The organism is Tritonibacter scottomollicae, from assembly GCF_032924845.1.
GTDB classification, from domain to species: domain Bacteria; phylum Pseudomonadota; class Alphaproteobacteria; order Rhodobacterales; family Rhodobacteraceae; genus Epibacterium; species Epibacterium scottomollicae.
The window spans coordinates 4177627-4198625 of sequence record NZ_CP136704.1 but is presented as its reverse complement, the minus strand read 5'-3'; the positions used below and the strand labels follow the sequence as shown (position 1 = coordinate 4198625).

Genomic DNA, 20999 nt, shown 5'->3' with positions numbered 1-20999 from the left:
TCGTCGACCTCGGGGGAGGGCACGCCCCCCCCCTTTTCCCCACCCCTACGGAACCATGAGAAAGGCAGAGACATGAATTTCCGCACCTTTGCCGCCTTTGTCGGCCCCTCTGTCTTTATGATGCTTCTGTTCATCGCCTTTCCACTGATCAGCGTGTTTGTGCAGAGCTTTTACGTGACCCAAACCGTCTATGAGGTGGTCGAGGTCGAAACCTGCACCCCCGGCTTCTTGACGCAGACCTGTACTACAGAGAAGACCTCCGTGCCGGTCGTCGGAGAGGACGGTCACGTCCTGACCACCACCGAATTTGTCGGCCTGCAAAGCTACGCCAACGTGCTAGAGCTGGGACGTGCGTGGGATGCGCTGAAATCCGGTAGCTGGTCGGCCTTTCAGACCATCGACTTCTGGAAGGCGCTGCGCTTTACGCTGACCTTCACCCTCATCACCCTGCCGCTGAACATCGGCCTCGGCCTCGGCATTGCGCTGATGATCAACAATGCCGCCAAAGCGGTGCGCGGGCCGGTGATCTTCATCTCGCTTCTGCCCTTTATCATCACGCCGGTGATCGGCGCGCTGTCGATCAACTGGCTGTTTCGCGGCGACGGCATCCTGACAGCAGCGATGGAATGGTACTCGGGCCGCGATATTGCCATGTTCGCCCAAGCCTGGACCATCGAACTACTGATGATGCTCTACCGCGTGTGGCACGTCGCGCCCTTTGCCGCGATTGTCCTCTATGCCGGCCTTCAGACCGTGAATTCCGACAGTCTGGAAAGTGCTGTGATCGACGGGGCCTCGCGCTGGCAGCGGCTGCGTTACATCGTGATCCCGCATCTGATGCCGCTGATCATCTTTGTGTCGATGATCCACCTGATGGACGCCTATCGCGTGTTCGAAGAGGTCGTCGGCTTCTCCAGCCAGGGTCACGTGATCTCGCTGCAATGGCTCACATACGATTTCCTGGTGCCGGATCAGGCGGGCAACCGCTCCATCAGCCGCGCCTCCGCCAGCGCCATGCTGACCATGATCGGCATCACGCTCCTGCTCATCGCTCCCCTGCGCCGAACCTGGCGCGATCATAAAGGAGGCCACTGACATGTCGTCCCGTGCCATGCGCCAGCCCCTCAGCCTGCGTCTGACCTCCAACAGCCTCCTGATCCTGTGGTGCGTCATCGCCGCCTTCCCGATCTTCTGGATCACGGTGATGAGCTTCAAGACACCGGTGGATGCCTTTGATGCCAATGCGCTCAATGTGATCTTCGGCCCCGAAACCCGCGCCAAGGGGCATGGCGTGTCGCTCCTCGACATCTGCCTGCTGGGGCTTGCGCTCTGGGGGCTGTGGCGGGGGGCGGCCCGGCTGCTGCCCTCGATGGTCAGGAGCTACGCCCCCGCGGGCGCGGTCTGGCTGGGCTGGCTCATTGGTGCGGCTGCTTTTGGTCTGGTCGCGCTTGTCACGCTGTTTGGCCTTTTGCCCGTGCTTTCGAACGCGCTGAACCCGGTGCTTGGGGCCTTTGGGGCGGATGTGATTGGTCTGACGACCGAGCACTACAAAACCGTCTGGATCGACCGGGGCTTTTCCAACAACTTCCAGAACTCGCTGGTGGTGACCGCAGGCGTCGTGACCGTGTCACTCACCGTGGGCACGCTTGCGGGCTATGGTCTGGCGCGGTCTGGCTCAACGCTGGCCTTCTGGATCTTGATCGTCGCGCTGGTGTTCCGCGCCCTGCCCCATTCGGTGCTGGTGGCGGGCTATCTGCCGGTGTTTATCAACTCGTCCGAATGGCTGGCACCGATCCTCGGGGAGAACGCGCCGACTCTCTATGGCAAGCCGATGGCGGTGATCGCGGTGCTGGTGGCGATCAACCAGCCCTTCACCATCTGGATGCTGCGGTCGTTCTTCCAGAACATCCCCGCCGAACTGGACGAGGCCGCGCGGGTCGATGGCTGCAACCATTTCCAGGCCTTTCGCAGGGTCATCATGCCGGTGATGTGGCCAGGGGTCATTACTACGGGGTTGTTCTCTTTCCTCTTGGCTTATAACGACTTTCTGGTGACCTCGCTCCTGCTCGATGCGCAGAACCAGACCATGGTTCCGGCCATCGCGGGCATGTTCAACCGCGAAACCACCACCACCGATCAGGTGGTCGCCGTTGCCGCCGCCGTGTCGATCACCGCGCCCCTGTTCATCCTGGTGATGGTGTTCCAGCGCCAGATCGTCTCTGGCCTGACAGCAGGGGCGGTCAAGGGATGAGCTGCGCCTTTCGCCATACGGCCAGCGCCCGCCACCCGGCACTGAATCGCCTGCCACGGGATTTTCTGTCCGCCGCGCGCCCGCCGCTGCCCTTTGACAGATCCCACACAGGAGAGACCTCATGAAAGGTTCCCGCCCCGAACAGGCCGTGCTGACCCGCGACACGGATATGACCAAGACCGACGAGACCCGCGCCGTAATTGAGGCCATGGTCGACGGTCTCAACGACCACCGCATTGCCGACATCGGCGAGTTCTTTGCAGAAAACTTCCGCTGGCTCGGCAATCAGGGCTGCGGCACCAAGACCGGCCTGCGGGAATTTCAGGACAATTGGCAGCGCCCCTTTCAGGCGGCGTTTTCCGACAAGACCTGCATCGACGAGGCGCGCCTCTATATGGGCGAATGGGCGGCCGCCTTTGGCCGTCAGGAAGCCACCCATTCGGGCGAATTCCTCGGCATCGCGCCCACCGGCAAGCGGGTCGAGATCCGCTATATGGACTTCTGGAAAGTTCAGGACGGCAAGATCGTCGACAACTGGGTGAATGTGGATTTCGCCCATGTGGCAGCACAGCTCGGTGTGGATCTGTTCAACGGCCACGGCTGGGAAGCCTATGACCGCGGCGAAAAGACCCCGCCGCACCCCGACACTCCGCGTACCGACAACCAAGGATAAGAGCCATGGCTATCACCTATCTCAAACGCGGCAAATCCGACGCCGCCCGCGCCGAAGACAATGCCAAGACCCGCGCCACGGTGGAGGCCACCCTTGCCGACATCGAGGCCCGCGGCGATGCCGCCGTGCGCGACCTCAGCGAGAAATTCGACGGCTACGCGCCCGAGAGCTTTCGCCTCAGCCAGGCGCAGATCGATGCCTTGATCGGTGAGCTGACCGAGCGCGAGATTGCCGACATCAAGTTCGCGCAAAAGCAGGTCGTGGCCTTTGCCAAGGCGCAGCGCGCGTCCATGCTGGATATAGAGGTGGAAACCCTGCCCGGCGTGATCCTCGGCCACAAGAACATCCCGGTGCAATCGGTGGGCTGCTACGTGCCGGGGGGCAAGTTCCCCATGGTAGCCTCGGCCCATATGTCGGTCGCCACCGCCAAGGTCGCTGGCGTGCCGCGTATCGTGGCCTGCACGCCGCCGTTCAAGGGCAAACCGAACCCCGCCGTGGTCGCCGCGATGCATTTTGGCGGCGCCGATGAGATCCATATCCTCGGCGGCATTCAGGCCGTGGGCGCGATGGCGATCGGCACCGAGAGCATCGAGGCGGTGCATATGCTCGTCGGTCCCGGCAATGCCTTTGTGGCGGAGGCCAAGCGGCAACTCTTTGGCCGCGTCGGCATTGATCTCTTTGCCGGCCCCACCGAGACCATGGTGATCGCCGATGAGACCGCCGCCGATCCCGAGCTGTGTGCCACCGATCTTCTGGGGCAGGCCGAACACGGCTATAACTCGCCCGCCGTTCTGGTCACGAATTCACGCGCCCTGGCCGAGGGCACGCTGGAGGAGATCGACCGGCTGCTGAAGATCCTGCCCACCGCCGACACCGCGCGGGTCTCCTGGGAGGATTACGGCGAGGTGATCCTGTGTGACAGCTACGAGGAGATGCGCGAGATCGCCGACGAGATCGCCTCGGAACATGTGCAGGTGATGACCGACCGCGACGACTGGTTCCTCGAGCAGATGACCTGCTATGGCGCACTTTTCCTGGGGCCGCGCACCAATGTCGCCAATGGCGACAAGGTGATCGGCACCAACCACACGCTGCCGACGCTGAAGGCGGGGCGCTATACCGGTGGTCTCTGGGTTGGGAAGTTCCTGAAAACCCATAGCTATCAGAAGGTTTTGACCGATGAGGCGGCCACTCTGGTCGGCGAATACGGCTCGCGCCTCTGTATGCTTGAGGGATTTGTGGGCCATGCCGAGCAATGCAACATCCGGGTGCGCCGCTACGGCGGGGTGAATGTACCCTATGGCGCGGCGGCCCCTTATCGCGAGGCGGCGGAGTAAAAAAGGGGCGCTGCCCCCGGCCCCTCGCGGGGCCTCCCCCGAGGTATTTTTGAAAAGATGAAGGCAAGAGCCATGGATGTTCACACACAGAACAAGGCGTTGATCGCGCCGCTTCGGGCGGCAATGTATGATTTTGACGCGGCGGGCGTGCGAGCCGCACTTGGATCGGTCTGCACGCCGGATGTGCTGTTTCGGTTCTGCCACCCGTTCGGGGATCTCACCGGGGTGGAGGCCTTTTATGACGCGGTCTATGCGGGTCTCTTCAAGGCCTGGCCGGATCTGGAGCGTCGCGACACCATCGTGATCGCCGGGCCGGATGAATTTGGCAACGACTGGGTGGGCGCAGGTGGGTATTACACCGGGGTCTTTACCGCACCCTGGCTCGACATTCCGCCCAGCGGTCATCAGGTCAGCATGCGGTTTCACGAGTTCTATCGCATTGTTGACGGCAAGGTGGTGGAGGTGCAGGCGCTCTGGGACATTCCCGAGGTGATGATGCAGGCCAACGCCTGGCCGATGGCGCCGTCGCTGGGGCGGGAATGGCATGTGCCGGGGCCTGCGACGCAGGACGGATTGGTGCCGGGGCCTTATGATGCCGAGAAGGGTGCGGCCACCTGTCAGCACATCATCGACATGCTCGAGCATCTGAAGAAGCACCCCGCGCAGGGCGGCCCGGAGGTGATGGAGATGGAGCGTTTTTGGCATCCGCGCATGAACTGGTACGGGCCGTCGGGCATTGGCACCGGGCGCGGCATTGCGGGGTTTCGCAATTGGCATCAGATCCCGTTTCTGAACGGCATGCCGGATCGTGGCCAGTATGTGGACGAGATCAACTATCATTTCTTTGGCGATGGCGACTATGCCGCCGTCACCGGCTGGCCGAACATGATCCAGACCGTCACCCATGACGGCTGGATGGGGATTGCGCCCGCGGGCAGGAAGATCACCATGCGCAGTCTGGACTTCTGGCGGCTGGAGAACGGCAAGATCCGGGAAAACTGGGTTCTGGTCGATCTGCTGGATGCCTATGCGCAACTTGGCGTTGACGTCTTTGCCCGGCTGCGTGAGTTCAACAAGGCACGCAATCTTGCGCCGATCAATATCCCGAATGGAATGAGCTGATGACCGACCTGCCCCGCCCCCCGTCCTTTGATCTCACTGGCAAACGCGCGCTGGTGACCGGTGCCTCCTCCGGCATCGGGCAGGGCTGCGCGGTCGCGCTGGCGGGTGCCGGGGCGCATGTGGTCTGTGCGGCGCGCGGGGCGGAGCGGCTGGAGGCGACGGTGGCGGCGATGCAGGCGGCCGGTTACAGCGCCGAAGCGCTGCCGCTGGATCAGGGCGACCTTGTGGCGCTAGAGTCGGCGCTTGACGGCGCGGCCTTTGACGTGGTGGTGAATTCAGCGGGGCTTGCGCGTCATGGCCCCGCACTTGAGACCACGCCCGCGGATTATGATGCGGTGATGGGGGGCAACCTGCGCTCTGCCTATTTCCTGTCGGCCTGGGCGGCGCGGGCGATGATAGCGGCACAAAAGCCCGGATCGATCATCCATATCTCGAGTCAGATGGGCCATGTGGGCGGCATCGACCGCGCCGTCTATTGCGCCAGCAAACACGGGCTGGAGGGCATGGTCAAAGCCATGGCGATCGAATGGGGCAAATCGAACGTGCGCATCAACACGGTCTGCCCGACCTTCATCCGCACCCCGCTGACGCAGGCCACCTTTGACGACCCCGAGCGCGCCGCCTGGATCATGGAGAAGATCAAGCTGCCCCGCGTCGGCGAGGTGGACGACATCATGGGCGCGGTGCTCTATCTGGCCTCTGGCGCGTCGGCCATGGTCACTGGCACCTCGATGCTGATCGACGGCGGCTGGACGGCAGACTGATGAGCGAGAAAGTCACCATCCTCCAGGTTGCCGAGCGCGCGGGCGTCAGCCAATCCGCTGTGAGCCGGTTTTTCACCCCCGGTGCCTCGGTCAGCAAGAAAACCGCCGACAAGGTGCGCATGGCCGCCGAAGACCTCGGCTATCGCCCCAATGTGCTGGCACGTGCCATGGCCTCGGGGCGGTCGCGCATCATCGGGCTGGTGGTCGCCTATCTGGAAAACTACTTCTACCCCGAAGCGTTGGAGAAACTCTCCACCGCCTTGCAGGCCAAGGGCTATCACGTGCTGGTCTTCATGGCCTCGCAGACGGCGGGCAATATCGATCAGGTGATGGAGGAGATCCTCGACCATCAGGTCGACGGGATCATCCTTGCCTCAGTTGCCATGTCCTCGGATATTTCCGCGCGCTGTCAGCAGCTTGGCGTGCCGGTGGTGCTGTTCAACCGCGCCCAGGACATCGAAGGCATCGCTGCCGTGACCTCGGACAATCGCGCCGGTGGGCGGCGGGTGGCCGAGTTCCTGATGGCAGGCGGGCACCAGCGCATCGCCTATATCGCCGGTTGGGAAGGCGCCTCCACCCAGCGCGACCGCGAGGCAGCCTTTCGCGAGGCCCTTTCCGGGGCCGGGCGGGATCTCTTTGCCCGCGCCGTGGGCAATTTCAGTGTCGAGCAGGCCGAACAGGCCGCTCGCGACATGTTCTCCGTCCCCGCTGGCGAACGCCCCGATGCGGTCTTTGTCGCCAATGACCACATGGCCTTTGCGGTGATGGATGTGCTGCGGTTCGAGCTGGGCCTGCGCATCCCCGAGGATGTCTCGGTCGTGGGCTATGACGACGTCCCGCCGGCCGCGTGGCGCGCCTATAACCTGACCACGATCCGGCAGCGCGCCAATCTGATGGTGGCCGAGACCGTGCGCGCCATGTTTGAACAAATCGACACCCCAGACACCGCCAGCCCCTGCCATGTGCAGATCGAAGCGCCGCTGATCCTGCGTGGATCGGCGCGTATACCGGACGACTGGCCCACAGAAGGATAACCCCCATGCAAGGCTTTGATGCGAAATTTCGCGACTTCCCCGACTATATCATCGGCATCACCAAGGAGATCTGGGAAGATCGCGGCATCGCCACATTGCACCGCTACTACAGCGACGACATCGTCGTGCGCTCGCCTGCCTCGGTGGTGGTCGGCAATCAGAATGTGATCGGCGCCACCATGGCCACGCTTGCGGAGTTCCCGGACCGGGAGCTCTTGGGCGAGGATGTGATCTGGTCCGGCACGCCGGAGACGGGCATGCTGTCCTCGCACCGGATCATCTCCACAGCGACCCATACAGGCGACGGGGTCTATGGCAAGGCCACCGGCAAGAAACTCCAGTACCGTATCCTCGCCGACTGTCATGCCATCAACAATCAGATCAACGATGAATGGCTGATCCGCGATCAGGGCGCCATCGTGCGCCAGATGGGCTGGGAGCCCAGGGACTATGCCGCCCAGCTGATCGAGAACGAGGGCGGTGCGGCCAATTGCGTCAAACCCCTGAGCCCGGCCACGGATCGCCCCGGTCCCTACACCGGGCAGGGCAACGACAATGAATGGGGCGGCCGCCACGCCGAGATCCTGACCCGGATCATGAATGCTGATATGGCCGCCATCGAAGAGACCTATGATCGCGCCGCCCATGTGGAATATCCCGGCGGCGTCACCGGCCATTCCTTTGGCGCGGTGGACCGTTTTTGGATGGGGCTGCGGGCGGCGTTCCCGAACGCAACCTTCACCATCGATCACCAGATCGGTCGCGAGGATCCGCATATGCCGCCGCGCTCCGCCCTGCGCTGGAGCCTGCATGGCAAGCACGAAGGCTGGGGCGCCTTTGGTGTGCCGACCGGCGCCGAGGTCTATATCCTCGGCATTTCCCACGCCGAATTCGGCGCGCTAGTCGGCGGCGACGTGAAACTGCGCCGCGAATACACGCTGTTTGATGAAACCTCGGTCTGGAAACAGATCCTGATGCAAACTGAGGCGGAGTGATCATGCCCGCCTTTGACATGAAACTGGATGCCCGCGAGGCCACCCGGCGGATGCATGCGCATCGCGCATCGCTGCGGGCGCGTCGGCTGAACCTGCGCCCACCCGGCGCAGGTCTCTCAACCTGACGTATTTCTGTTTCATATCAAAGGATAAACTCCATGAGCACTCTGAATGATCGCATCGTCCGTTACGGCGAACTGCGCCCCTGCAAGACCGCCTTTATCGACGCACACACGCCGGGGTCGAACCAGAAGGAAAACTTCACCATCATCGGCGGCGGCGTCTCGGAATCCCCCGATCAGCACGTCCACATCCGCGACACCCCCGGGTTCAACATCGGCGCAGCCGGTCAGCCGCCCAACTGCCGCAACTCGCTCCATAGCCACACCACGGCGGAGGTGTTTTTTGTCCTCAAGGGCCGCTGGCGGTTCTTCTGGGGCCGCAATGGCGACGCGGGCGAGTTCATTGCCGAAGAAGGCGATATCTTCAACATTCCCACCGGCATCTTTCGCGGCTTTGAAAACGTCGGCACCGATTACGGAATGATCATGGCGATCCTCGGCGGTGACGATGCCGGGGGCGGTGTCACATGGGCGCCGCAGGTGATCGAAGAGGCCCGCGCCCATGGGCTCGTGCTGGGCAACAACGGCGTGCTCTACGACACCAAGCAGGGTCAGGAGCTGCCGCACAACGTCCAGCCCATTCCCACCCTGACCGAAGTGCAGATGAAAGACTTCCCCGAAACCCCGGTCGAGGCCGTGGTGCCGCGCTATGTGGCGCGTTACTGGGACCTGATGGCGCTGTCGGGCAAACAGCCCGCCAAGGTGATCGGCACCGATGCGCTCCTGAAGGACAAGCCCGGTTTCGAGGTCGACTTCCTGTCCCGCACCTCGCTGGACGACAGCCCGATCACGCCCGACAAACACGTGGTGCTGATGCCGATGCGCGGCCACTGGGCGCTGCGGGTGGGCGATTTCGATACCGTGCTGAACCCGGGCGATACCTGCCTGCTGAAACCGGGCGAGAGCTACAGCCTTGCGCCCTCGATGACCGGCGAGGCGAGCCTCTACCGCGTGACCGAGACCGACGATCCCGCCGGGGCCACCTGGAGCGGTGCCGCCTGAACGGGTGCCTGATCGACCCACGGGCCGCGCCCTGCCGCGCGGCCCCTCCCGAACGGAGGCCGCTATGACTCCCCTCGTATTTCTTCCTGGCATGATGTGCGATGCGCGGCTGTTTGCGCCACAGATCGGTGCTCTCTCTGCCACGCGCACCGTCACCTGCGCGGCGCTGACCGGACACGACACCGTTGGGGCGCTGGCCGCAGAGGTGCTGCACCACGCGCCGCCACGCTTTGCCCTTGCAGGCCTGTCGATGGGCGGCATCCTTGCGATGGAAGTGCTGCGTCAGGCCCCCGACCGCGTGGCCGGGCTGGCGCTGCTGGACACCAACCCGCTGGCCGAGGTCCCCGAGGTCAAGGCAAAGCGGGCACCGCAGATCGAGGCCGCACAGAACGGCAGCCTGGCAAAGCTCATGACCGACATCATGATCCCCAACTACCTCGCCACGCCCGACCCCGCGCATCCGATTTCCGCGCTGTGCCTGGAGATGGCGCTGGCACTGGGTCCGGAGGTCTTTGTGCGCCAGTCGCTGGCGCTGCGCGATCGCCCGGATCAATGCGCAACGCTGCGCTCCTTTGCGGGGCCGGCGCTGATCCTCTGCGGCGCGCAGGACCGGCTCTGCCCGGTTGCGCGACACGAGCTGATGCAGGAATTGATGCCGCACTGCCGCCTCGACGTGCTGCCCGACTGCGGCCACCTGCCCACCCTTGAGGCCCCCGAACAAACAACGGCGGCACTGGCCCGCTGGCTGGAGGACATATGACACCCGACTTGCTCACCCTGCTGCGGCAGGTGGATACCCCCACCGTCTGCAACGCAATCGAGGTCGCCGAGGGCAAACGCGGCTTTGACGCCTTTACCCGTGGCACCCTGCTGGCCTCCGCCCCGGAGGCCCCGGCCATGGTCGGCTACGCCCGCACCGCCAAGGTCGCTGCCGTGGCGCCGCCCGCAGAGCCGCCCGAGGTCATCAAGGCCCGCCGCATGGCCTATTACGAATACATGGCAGAGGCCCCTGCCCCCGCCGTCACCGTGATCGAGGACCTGGACTACCCAAACGCCATCGGCGCCTATTGGGGCGAGATCAACACCACCGTTCACAAGGGCTTTGGCATTTTCGGCGCGCTCACCAATGGCGTCATGCGCGACCTTGGCGACTTGCCCGAGGGCTTTCCGGTGGTTGCAGGCTCTATCGGTCCCAGCCACGGGTTTGTGCATGTGCGCGAGATCGACACGCCCGTCGAGATCTTCGGCCTGACTGTCGCCCCCGGTGATCTGATCCACGCCGACCGCCACGGCGCCGTGGTGATCCCGCCTGCGGTGATCCCGATGCTGGCGGAGGCCATATCCAAACTGCTGGAGACCGAGAAGCTGGTGCTGGAGCCCGCAAAAGCCCCCGGTTTCGACTTCGCGACATTCGAAGCCGCCTGGGCCCGGTTCGAGCAGTCGCGAACATGAATGGACAGTCTCCCGAGATCATGCCTCGCAGAGTGTTCGTTTCTGTCACTTTCCGTCCCAAGAGGTTCACCCACAACTCGGCAGTCGATGGGCGGATACTTCATCGAGACGGCTTTGACGCGCAGCTCCGTCAAAGAGTGTGTGTCACCTTCCCCCAGGGCAGATTTATCCTTCAGACCGCGTGGCGGGTACCATCAGCAAGCAGAGCCATTCGTACCCGGAGTTGCCGCGCGAGGTCTCTTCCGCACAAATCAGGTGATCGCCAGCGTCCCCCTTTCCCCTGACGGCTTCATCCCACGGGCGGTGTAACCGTTCATCGCAGTGATCAGAACCTGGACGTCCGCGGCCTGTCTGTCGAAGTTCCGCACCAGGAGGCGCTGTCCCAACAGTCTGACGCAGTGCATCTAATCGTCGGGAAAACGATCCCCCGGATCGTTTTCTGCTCCTCCTCATATCGCGAGGCGGCCTCAGCGGTGGTATCCGCTCCAACTTCGCCAGATCGCGTGACCGAGATATTTCGAAGCTCACAGGACCTCGTTTCTGGCAATCGCACCCGCAGTGACGGTCTTCCACCGCGTGGCGTCGCTGTGGGGTGGAATGACTGCATTCTGCCCGCAGCCAGCGATGGCATTGTGGCATTTGCCGGTACCGGCGACGCCCACATTGCTGCAGGACCAGACGTTGGCGCGTTTAGATTGAATGGCGGCAAAGTCCTGCATCTCTGAACGCGCATAGCTTGGTCGTGATGCAGCGCATCGTCCAAAGATCGAGCCAAAGGGGAGCGGCCGTGCAGTCGCGGTTACCGCCCTGCGAGCGTCGTCAGGCAGGATGTGCGATCTGGGTGAATTTCCTAGATATCCATGCGTAAAGATGGGTGACCGCCACACCAACGATCAGTGAAGAGATGAGCGACAGCCAAGGCCTGCTGTCGCCGTATATTTTGTTCACGATGGAAATCATCTGATAGTGGCAGAGATAGACAAACATCGACGCGTTTGCGATCTCGCCAACCAGGATCTTGACGGGCGCCGGAACTGTAACACTCCTGACGAACAGGACCATTGCGGTACCGCCGGTGACATAGAATGCGGCGGATGTCAGATCCCATTTGAGGTAGACAGCCACCATTGAGACGGCCAGCGCAAGTATGCGTGTCGAGGTGTCCTTGGCGCTTGCGAGTACGATGCCGAGGGCAAAGGCCCAGGCGTAATTCCACGGCGTGCGGTGGAAATTATAATCACCACTCCAGACGCTCTCGATGAGCTGGTTGAGGAGTGCAACTGCGGCCAGCAGGCTCAATGCGCTGATCATCGGATAGAGACGGAAGGCCTCCCTGACGCGCGCAAAGGAAAACAGGAGCGCCGCGAGCGCCAGAAGCTGAAGATAGAATTCTATGAAATAGAATAAAAAACCCTTCAGTGTGAACGGGTCGAGGTAATTGGACACCAAGAGTAGTGGCAAGATCTCAAACCTCTGGGTCAGCACCTGCAGCAGCGCCACCATCAGGATCGTGGGGATCGCCACATATCTGATCGTTCCCAACAGAGTTTTAACACTGCCGGTACGGATGATTTCCGGTAGCTGAAAGCGGGCGACAGAATAGCCCGCAAGCATGATCAGAAAGTAGGCTGCCCCCCAGTTCGGACTGTAGATAAATGCCTCTGTGTGCAGCGCGACAATACAGACCATGAAGAACCCGCGCGTCAGAGTGACCGACTCAAGGCGGCGCCAGATGGACTTCCGGCTGGCACCCACGTGCCGTTGCAGGGCGGCCGTGCTGAGTGTTTCCCAATTCTCGGGCAGCTGGCCAAAGCGCTGTTCGAAGCTGAGCGAAAACTGGATGAAGTGCAGAGAGTCACCTCCCAGAGTTTCGAAAGTATCGTCCGGGCGAACCGTTTGTCCGGGAAATTCATGCCGAAACAGGGCGAGGACATCCTTGATCTCTCCGGTTGGCACGGGCGGCGCGGCGGGGGTGAGGGCTGGACCACGCTGTGCGAACTGATCAGCAAGCATTGCCCGTTGTACCTTGCCGGTCCCGGTCACTGGGATTGCCTCAACCGGCATGATGTGCAGGGCGCTTCCAGCGGCGATGCCCATCTCGAGCAGGGCCGCGATGGCCAGATCCCTGATCCGCTCCGTCGGTGAGGCTTCAGCCTGGACTGCGACCAGTACACCATCACCACGTTGAACATCCGGGACTTTTGCCACCGCAATTTCGGATCCGGGCGGGAGCGCTGGACGCATGCGCGCTTCGAGTTGATCCGGGACGAGCTTGACTCCGCCGCAGTTGATCAGATCGTCGGCCCGCCCGTCAAAGTAGAGATGACCCTCTTGGATGTGGCCAAGGTCGTTGGTCTGCAGCCAGCCATCGGCATCGCGCAGGTCATGCAGCCCGTCGGTGTCGATGCGGTATTGCGCAACATGCGGACCACGGATGCGAACCCTGCCATCCTCGCCAATCTGCACGTCGCTGCCTCCAATCGGCTTGCCGACAGAGTGCAATTCGGCGTCGGTCGCCGCTGAGATCTGCAGGAACGTGCTGCGCGATGCTTCGGTCAGGCCATAGTGCTGTGTGATCCGTGCGTTTGGGAACAGGTCTCTGATGCGGCGCTTCTCATCCGGCGTCATATGCTGTGAGCCGATTTCCATCCATCGCAACTCTTCGCCTGCCGCGCCGATGATATCGGGGGCGTCAAGAAGAATGCGCAGCAAGGTGGGCACCGCAGAGAGCGCATTGACCTGACCTGCCGCCAGCATCTGCGCCAGTTCAAGCGGGTCGAACCCGCGCGGCGGTAGGTAAGCCTGGCCTCCCACGGCGCTGACAGCGCGGTAGCGTCCCATGCCAAAGCTGAATGTTGCCGGGACCGCCACGTATTCGCGAATGTCTTCCGTCATCTTCATCTGCGCGATGATGCGCTCGGCAGTGTCGGCCAGGTTCGTATAGCTCAGCAGGATGCCCTTTGGCGTGCCTTCGGTTCCCGAGGTATAGCTGATCTGTGCAGGCCGATCATCGTGTATCAAAGCATGTCTGGCAGTGAACCATCCGGACCGGTCCGCAGGGGTGATGCAGCGATCAATCGAGACGCCCGGCATGTCCTGCGCCTGTGCCTCGTCCGTGACAATCACGAGCGGCTGGCGCGCTTCGTTCAGCGCCAGAACCTCTTCAATGAATGCGACCGAATTCTTGCGAACCACCGCTGTGGCCTGAAGTTCCTGAGTAGCCATCTGTCCAGACACCATCGTTTCCATGCCGGGAGGCTCACACGCCGGGCGGCGCTGTTTCATGACCAAACTGTGTCCATTCGACGGAGTATTCCTCACTCCATAGCGCCGCAGCCGACGTCTGGTTACGCGTCAGGTGAAATGCAGGTGGCCGATGATATCTGCGAGGCGTCAAATCGTGCAGCCGGTGATCAGGCCGGGAGCGCTGGCGTTGGGGTCTATGATCAATCGCTCGAGGCGAACGACAGGCGCGGTGCGATCTACCCGATGGTGCTCCAGCTGTTATCGGTGCGTTCGTGGATATCTTTAGACAAATGCAGCTGAGACCGGAGTAGCTCGAAGGTCAGCGAAGGAGCAGTGGGTGCGATGCGGGGCTCGATCAGCTGGATGATCTCGGTCAGCTCCTGCGCCAGCTTCTTTTGCTAAGGGCGGTTCAGGAAACTCTTGCCCCGCCGGATCGCGGCGCAGCGTTTGCGGAAATCGGCGGTGAAGGTTTCGGGGCCATCATCGGCGGCCAGAGCCATCCGCACCGACGCGGCCGCGCGACATCGCCTTTGACCGCCTCAAGGAGCAGATCGGCGAGAACCTCCGCCGCAATGCTGTCAGGTTGGCTTTGTGAGCGGTTTTCCGGCCATGAAAGTTGGCTTTGGGTCTGAGATGCCAGCGTAGCGGCGGGCCTCACAAAGGCAACATATAGAAAAGGCGCCCGCCGGGCGCCCTATATGCAGATGTCGGGAAAAACTTAGCCTTCGATCGGAAGAACTTAGGTTTGTTCTACACCCTCAATGGGTCCAGGGTCCACGGCGGTTGGTGGCAAAGTTCTCTCCGTAGCCACCAGCACGCAGGTTGGGCTTGCGGGTCTTGGGTTCCTGCACCTCGACTTCGATGTCGTGATCCTTGGCGTATTCCAGCGCCTCTTCCTTGCTGTCAAAGCGCAGGCGCACCTGGCTTTGCGTATCGGAGGAGGACGTCCAACCCATCAACGGATCGACTTCGCGCGCAGTGGTTGGGACATAGTCCAACACCCACTTTCGCGTCTTGGCCATGCCAGAGGTCATGGCGTTTCGTGCTGGCCGGTAAATCCGCGCGCGCATGGCTGTCTCCTCAAGAAGATTCCTTTGCACCTATATGCGATGGATGCGCGGGCGCGGCAAGATTTCAAATAGATCGTCTTTAAGACGGGTTGCCCTGATGCCACCCCGCCCCGCCACATGCAAAGGCCATCTCGTTTGACTTGCCCCTTGAAGTAGAACAAAAACGGACCAACCTTTCTGTGCGTGCCCGACGAAGGAGTCGCAGATGCCATACGCCCATTCCGACAAGACCCTGCCGATGATGGCTGACCGCGCGCCAGAGCGGCGCGAAAAGCTGGAGGGCGGCAGAAGTTTTGTCATGCACACCGCATTCTCGCCCGCGGGCGACCAACCTACCGCCATCGCGGAGCTGAGCCAGGGGGTGCTGGACGGGGAGCGGGACCAGGTGCTCTTGGGCGCGACCGGTACTGGCAAGACCTTTACCATGGCCAAGATCATCGAGGAGACCCAACGCCCGGCGATTATCCTTGCGCCGAACAAGACGCTGGCGGCGCAGCTCTATGGCGAGTTCAAGGGCTTCTTTCCGGAGAACTCGGTCGAATATTTCGTGTCCTTCTACGACTATTACCAGCCCGAGGCCTATGTGGCCCGCTCGGACACCTATATCGAGAAGGAAAGCCAGATCAACGAGCAGATCGACCGGATGCGCCACTCGGCCACCAGGTCGCTGCTGGAACGCGATGACGTGATCATCATTGCCTCGGTCTCCTGCATCTACGGCATCGGCTCGGTCGAGACCTATTCGGCGATGACGCAGGATCTGGTGGTCGGCAAGGATTATGACCAACGTCAGATCATGGCCGATCTGGTGGCCCAGCAATACAAGCGCAACGATCATGCGTTTCAGCGCGGCTCTTTTCGGGTGCGCGGCGACACGCTGGAAGTCTTTCCGGCCCACCTTGAGGACCGCGCTTGGAAGCTGTCGTTCTTTGGCGAGGAGCTGGAGGCGATCACCGAGTTCGACCCGCTCACGGGTGAGCGCACCGGCAGCTTCGATAAAATCCGCATCTACGCAAACTCGCACTACGTGACGCCAAAGCCGACGCTCAATCAGGCGGTGATCTCGATCAAGGAAGAGCTGCGCCAGCGGCTCGACAGTCTCGTGAACGAGGGCAAACTGCTGGAAGCACAACGGTTGGAGCAGCGCACCAATTTCGACATCGAGATGCTGGAAGCCACCGGCCATTGCAACGGGATCGAGAACTACTCGCGCTATCTGACCGGCCGCGCGCCGGGTGAGCCGCCCCCCACCCTGTTCGAATTCATCCCCGACGATGCCATCGTCTTTGCCGATGAAAGTCATGTTTCGGTGCCGCAAATCGGCGGCATGTACAAGGGCGACTATCGGCGCAAGTTCACCCTGGCCGAACACGGGTTCCGCTTGCCCTCCTGTATGGACAACCGACCGCTGAAGTTCGAGGAATGGGACGCGATGCGGTCGCAGTCGGTGTTTGTCTCCGCCACCCCGTCCGCCTGGGAGCTGGAACAGGCCGGCGGCGTGTTCTCGGAACAGGTGATCCGCCCCACGGGCCTGCTGGACCCGCAGGTGGAGATCCGCCCTGTCGACATGCAGGTGGATGACCTGCTGGACGAAATCCGCCGGGTGTCCGAACGCGGCTACCGCACCCTTGCGACCGTGCTGACCAAGCGCATGGCGGAGGATCTGACCGAATACCTGCACGAACAGGGCATCAAAGTGCGCTACATGCACTCTGACATCGATACGCTGGAGCGGATCGAGATCCTGCGCGACCTGCGGCTGGGGGCCTTTGACGTCTTGGTGGGGATCAACCTGCTGCGCGAGGGGCTCGACATTCCGGAGTGCGGGCTGGTGGCCATTCTCGATGCCGACAAGGAGGGGTTCCTGCGCTCTGAAACCTCGCTGATCCAGACCATCGGTCGCGCGGCGCGCAACGCCGACGGCAAGGTGATCATGTATGCGGATCGCATCACCGGCTCCATGGAGCGGGCGATCGGAGAGACCGACCGCCGCCGCGAGAAACAGATTGCCTATAATGAAAAGCACGGCATCACGCCCGAGACGGTGAAGAAGAACGTCGATGATGTCCTGGCCGGTCTTTACGAGGGCGACACTGACATGTCGCGCGTCACCGCCACCATCGACAAGCCGATGCATGGCGCAAACCTCGAAGCGCATCTGGCCGGGCTGCGTGAAGACATGCGCAAGGCGGCAGAAAATCTGGAGTTCGAAGAGGCCGCCCGCCTGCGCGACGAAGTCAAACGTCTGGAAGCGGTGGATCTGGCGATTTCCGACGATCCGCTCGCGCGTCAGTCAGCCGTGGAAGCCGCCGCAGAACAGGCCACCAAAAGTCGCGGACGCTCAACCGCGGGCAAGGCCGGTCAACGCGGTGGGAATGTCAAAAGGCGGGGGAGATGACCCCCGCTGAGGGCTGAGGCCGGGCAAGACGCAGGGTCACGCGCGCCAGAGTTCGCGAACGGTCGCGGACAAGAAAACGTGTTTCGCCAGCGCGTTGAGGACGTCGTAGACCTGCTCGGCCTCCGGGGCATTGACCACCGCGCGACACCAGAAAGGGTGCTCCATGTTTCGCTTAGTACTCGCGGCGCCGCTCTTGCTGGCCGCTCTGCCTGCAGCCGCCGATACGGTGCCGACGCTGCCTGACGGTATCTCGGTCACACAGACACGGTTCACCTGCGACCGCGATAGGGTCGTGCCGGTCACCTTCATCAACGGTGACGACGGCCTCTCTGTGGCGGTCGCACAGATTGACGGGCAGCAAATTGTGATGTCGCAGGTCGTCTCCGGGTCTGGCGTGCGTTATCGTTCCCTCGACGCCGCGCGTCCCTACGAGTTGCACAGCAAGGGCAACATGGCCTTGTTTTCCTATGGTTCTGACACCGCGTCCGAAACGATACTGCGCAACTGCGTCGGGACATGAGTGCGCGACACATACGCGTGACAAAGTCCCATCCCAGCAGAGCATTGGCGCATTGCGCGTGATGCATAGCCGTGTCTCACTGATCGCGAAAGCGCAAGTTTCGAGCAGTCTCGGAAGAACAATCTCCCGGCAAGGCGCGCCGCTTTGGATTGTTGTCTCGCCGCGCGCGAAAATTCGTGCAATTTGCCCGGCAACCTGCGTCGCGCGCGAACGCAGGTTCCTGAATTCGGCGCGTTGTTGTAATTTGCTCAAAAAACCGACACCTGTGCCGCAACAGCAGACACCAAGGAGTCTCTCTCATGTTCAAATCCACCCTGCGCGCCGCCACATTGGCGAGCCTTCTGGCCGCAACCGCCGTCACCACCGCCCAAGCGGAAGACACCACCCTGACCGTCGGCATGTCCGGCGGCTATTTCCCCTTCACCTTCGTTCGTCAGGACGTCTTGCAGGGGTTCGAGGTTGATGTGATGAACGCCGTCGGCGAAGAGGCCGGCCTGGATATTGCGTTCGAGACCATGTCCTTTTCCGGCCTGATCGGCGCGCTGTCTGCCGGGCGCATCGATACCGTGGCCAACCAGATCACCATCACGCCGGAGCGCGAGGCAACATTCGCCTTCACCCAGCCTTATGTGTTTGATGGCGCTCAGGTTGTGACGCGCGAGGGCAATGACACCATCGCCAGCGTCGAGGATCTGCGCGGCAAGATCGTTGCGGTGAACCTCGGCTCCAACTTCGAGCAATTGCTGAATGAGCTGCCCTTTGCCGATGAGGTTGAAATTAAGACCTATGAAAGCAACATCGAGCAGGACACCGCACTGGGTCGCGTCGATGCCTTTGTCATGGACCGCGTGTCCTCCGCGCAGCTCATCCAGGAAAGCCCGCTGCCGCTGCAACTGGCCGGTCAGCCGTTCTCGGAAATCCGCAATGCACTGCCCTTCCGCGACGATGCCGATGGCCGTGCGCTGCGCGACAAGGTGGATGCTGCACTGACCACACTGCGCGACAATGGCACACTGACCGAGATTTCGGTCAAGTGGTTTGGCACCGACATCACCTCCAACGCGGCGGAGTAACCGATGCAAGCGCTCGACTTTGAGTACATGCTGGGGCTGGTACCGGTGATCCTCGGCTATGTGCCGCTGACGCTTGGGATGGCGGCGGCGGGCATGGTCTGTGCTCTGGTTCTGGCCGCATTGCTCGCGGTCGAGCGCGTGATCCGGGTGCCGGTTCTGGATTGGCTGGTGGTTTTGTTCATCAGCTTTTTCCGGGGCACGCCGCTTCTGGTGCAGTTGTTCCTGTTCTACTACGGACTGCCCCAAGTGGTGTCATTCCTCACCCGCATCGATGGGGTGACGGCAGCGATCCTCGGGCTGACGCTGCATTTTGCCGCATATATGGCAGAATCGATCCGCGCCGCCATCATCGGCGTGGATCGCAGCCAGTGGGAGGCGGCGCAGTCCATCGGCATGACGCAGTGGCAGCTGATGCTGCGGATCATCCTGCCGCAGGCCGCCCGCGTCGCCGCGCCAACTCTGGTGAACTACTTCATCGACATGCTGAAGGGCACCTCGCTTGCCTTCACCCTCGGCGTGACCGAGATGATGGGTGCAGCGCAAAAAGAGGCCGCCGGCAGTTTCCGCTACTTTGAGGCCTTCCTGGTGGTGGCGGTGATCTATTGGGTCATGGTCGAGGCGCTGAGCCAGGGCCAGAAATGGCTGGAAACCTATCTCAACAAGGCGTTTGTGCGATGATTTCGATCACAGGACTGACCAAGACATTTGGCGCAACGCCGGTGCTCGACCAGATCGACCTCGACATTGCCGAAGGCGAGCGGGTGGTGATCATCGGCCCCTCCGGCACCGGCAAGTCCACCCTCTTGCGCTGCCTCAACTTCCTTGATCGCCCGGATGCGGGCAAGATCACCATCGGTGACCTGACTGTTGATGCGGCGCGTGCGCGCAAGGCAGAGATCCTCGGCCTGCGGCGGCGGACCGGCTTCGTGTTCCAGAATTACGCCCTGTTTGCCAACAAGACGGCACAGGAAAACATCATGGAGGCGCTGGTGACCGTGCAGCGCCTGCCCAAGGCCGAGGCCGCCGCGCGCGCGCAGGCGGTGCTGGCGGAGACCGGGCTGGCAGACAAGGCAAACAGCTATCCGGCCGCGCTGTCCGGCGGGCAGCAACAACGGGTTGGCATCGGTCGCGCCATGGCACTGAACGCCGAGCTAATGCTCTTCGACGAGCCGACCTCGGCACTGGACCCGGAGTGGGTGGGCGAGGTGCTTGACCTGATGCGGCGGGTCGCGGAGCAAAAACAGACCATGCTGATCGTGACCCACGAGATGCAGTTCGCCCGCGAGATCGCCGACCGCATCCTGTTCATGCACAGCGGCAAGATCGTCGAGCAAGGCACACCTGCGGAGATCTTCGACGCCCCCCAGGACCCCCGGCTGAAGCGATTTCTGGCGCGGGTCAGCGGCTGACTGCACCTGGCGGGCCAGATCAGTTAGGGCCGTATCCTTCGGCATATGACTGGTCGCCTCTGCCGATCTGACGACGCCTTATGCACCACCTCAGCATCTCGTGGCGCTTGCTTTAATGGTGAGTGCGGAGATCCATACTGCATACATCAATGTCGTCGTTGCAAGCCTATGTGAGCCGCACCAATACATCAGTCCTCGCCACTGCTGCCCGTCTCTTCAATCCGCCCGATCCGCGCCGTGCCGCGGCGCGACCGCCTCAGCCGTATCAGCCCCAACCATACAGCAACCTCACGACTGATACGGAACTGGTGGCGTCACCGGCAGTTGCTATGATGGCCGAAACGCGATCATGCCGCCCCTTGGTGTTTTCTGAATAAGTTGGCGCGTGGATCTAGGTGTGCATCAAACCGTGTGCATCTCTCATGCGAAAGAATGAGCAGATGCGAAGCGATAATTTCGTTGCTTTGTTTGACGAAGACGTCGACGGCGCCTCGAGGAGCACTTGGCCGGTCGCTATCCAAAACCTCGTTG

General features: G+C 62.2%; 19 protein-coding genes and 2 pseudogenes. 17 read left to right on the top strand and 4 right to left on the bottom strand.

Going from position 1 to position 20999, the window contains the following annotated elements; genetic code table 11:
* The first annotated feature begins 72 nt into the window (after positions 1–72).
* The 12 genes from R1T40_RS20695 (at position 73) to R1T40_RS20640 (ending at position 10752) form a co-directional block, all read left to right on the top strand.
* Positions 73–1095, top strand: coding sequence for a carbohydrate ABC transporter permease (locus R1T40_RS20695; protein WP_317385500.1), 1023 nt, complete (start codon positions 73–75; stop codon positions 1093–1095).
* Between the two features lies 1 nt (position 1096).
* The gene (locus tag R1T40_RS20690; protein WP_106165484.1) at positions 1097–2251 is read left to right on the top strand and encodes a carbohydrate ABC transporter permease; all 1155 of its coding nucleotides are present in this window, start codon (positions 1097–1099) and stop codon (positions 2249–2251) included.
* Positions 2252–2372: 121 nt separating this feature from the next.
* Positions 2373–2924 (top strand): ester cyclase, encoded by a 552-nt coding sequence (locus R1T40_RS20685; protein WP_317385499.1) that lies wholly within the window; start codon positions 2373–2375, stop codon positions 2922–2924.
* A gap of 5 nt (positions 2925–2929) precedes the next feature.
* On the top strand, positions 2930–4261 hold the full coding sequence (gene hisD, locus R1T40_RS20680; protein ID WP_317385498.1) for a histidinol dehydrogenase: 1332 nt from the start codon (positions 2930–2932) through the stop codon (positions 4259–4261).
* Between the two features lie 72 nt (positions 4262–4333).
* Positions 4334–5383, top strand: a complete 1050-nt coding sequence (locus R1T40_RS20675; protein ID WP_317385497.1) for an ester cyclase — start codon at positions 4334–4336, stop codon at positions 5381–5383.
* Positions 5383–6147 carry an SDR family NAD(P)-dependent oxidoreductase gene (locus tag R1T40_RS20670; protein WP_317385496.1) on the top strand — a complete coding sequence of 255 codons (765 nt, stop codon included), beginning with the start codon at positions 5383–5385 and terminating at the stop codon, positions 6145–6147. Before R1T40_RS20675 ends, R1T40_RS20670 begins: the two co-directional genes overlap by 1 nt.
* Entirely contained in the window at positions 6147–7181 is a 1035-nt protein-coding gene (locus R1T40_RS20665; RefSeq protein ID WP_317385495.1) for a LacI family DNA-binding transcriptional regulator, read from the top strand. The genes R1T40_RS20670 and R1T40_RS20665 overlap by 1 nt, the downstream gene beginning before the upstream one ends.
* Before the next feature lie 5 nt (positions 7182–7186).
* A complete protein-coding gene (locus R1T40_RS20660; RefSeq protein ID WP_317385494.1) occupies positions 7187–8176 on the top strand; it encodes a nuclear transport factor 2 family protein in 990 nt (329 codons plus the stop codon).
* Between the two features lie 2 nt (positions 8177–8178).
* Complete coding sequence (locus R1T40_RS20655; RefSeq protein WP_279327916.1) at positions 8179–8301, top strand: hypothetical protein; 123 nt, start codon at positions 8179–8181, stop codon at positions 8299–8301.
* Positions 8302–8334: 33 nt separating this feature from the next.
* Entirely contained in the window at positions 8335–9300 is a 966-nt protein-coding gene (locus R1T40_RS20650) for a cupin domain-containing protein (RefSeq protein WP_317385493.1), read from the top strand.
* 64 nt (positions 9301–9364) lie between these two features.
* Entirely contained in the window at positions 9365–10060 is a 696-nt protein-coding gene (locus R1T40_RS20645) for an alpha/beta fold hydrolase (protein ID WP_317385492.1), read from the top strand.
* Positions 10057–10752, top strand: a complete 696-nt coding sequence (locus R1T40_RS20640; RefSeq protein ID WP_317385491.1) for an RraA family protein — start codon at positions 10057–10059, stop codon at positions 10750–10752. The genes R1T40_RS20645 and R1T40_RS20640 overlap by 4 nt, the downstream gene beginning before the upstream one ends.
* A gap of 251 nt (positions 10753–11003) precedes the next feature.
* On the opposite strand, the pseudogene R1T40_RS20635 reads toward R1T40_RS20640, so the two are convergent.
* From R1T40_RS20635 to R1T40_RS20625, 4 genes and pseudogenes are all read right to left on the bottom strand, one after another.
* Positions 11004–11411, bottom strand: a pseudogene (locus R1T40_RS20635) (hypothetical protein); the annotation flags it as partial.
* A 160-nt stretch (positions 11412–11571) separates the two neighbouring features.
* Entirely contained in the window at positions 11572–13977 is a 2406-nt protein-coding gene (locus tag R1T40_RS20630) for an AMP-binding protein (RefSeq protein WP_317385490.1), read from the bottom strand.
* Between the two features lie 257 nt (positions 13978–14234).
* Positions 14235–14498: pseudogene (locus R1T40_RS22310) on the bottom strand (DUF6880 family protein).
* Positions 14499–14756: 258 nt separating this feature from the next.
* Complete coding sequence (locus R1T40_RS20625) at positions 14757–15068, bottom strand: ETC complex I subunit (protein WP_317385489.1); 312 nt, start codon at positions 15066–15068, stop codon at positions 14757–14759.
* Between the two features lie 205 nt (positions 15069–15273).
* Between R1T40_RS20625 and uvrB the strand changes: the two genes are divergently transcribed.
* The 5 genes from uvrB (at position 15274) to R1T40_RS20600 (ending at position 20468) form a co-directional block, all read left to right on the top strand.
* A complete protein-coding gene (uvrB, locus tag R1T40_RS20620; protein ID WP_317385488.1) occupies positions 15274–17466 on the top strand; it encodes an excinuclease ABC subunit UvrB in 2193 nt (730 codons plus the stop codon).
* Between the two features lie 163 nt (positions 17467–17629).
* Positions 17630–17986, top strand: coding sequence for an MliC family protein (locus tag R1T40_RS20615; protein WP_317385487.1), 357 nt, complete (start codon positions 17630–17632; stop codon positions 17984–17986).
* Positions 17987–18285: 299 nt separating this feature from the next.
* Positions 18286–19059, top strand: coding sequence for an amino acid ABC transporter substrate-binding protein (locus R1T40_RS20610; RefSeq protein WP_317385486.1), 774 nt, complete (start codon positions 18286–18288; stop codon positions 19057–19059).
* A gap of 3 nt (positions 19060–19062) precedes the next feature.
* Positions 19063–19737, top strand: a complete 675-nt coding sequence (locus tag R1T40_RS20605) for an amino acid ABC transporter permease (RefSeq protein ID WP_106165649.1) — start codon at positions 19063–19065, stop codon at positions 19735–19737.
* Entirely contained in the window at positions 19734–20468 is a 735-nt protein-coding gene (locus R1T40_RS20600) for an amino acid ABC transporter ATP-binding protein (protein WP_317385485.1), read from the top strand. Before R1T40_RS20605 ends, R1T40_RS20600 begins: the two co-directional genes overlap by 4 nt.
* Positions 20469–20999 lie beyond the last annotated feature (531 nt).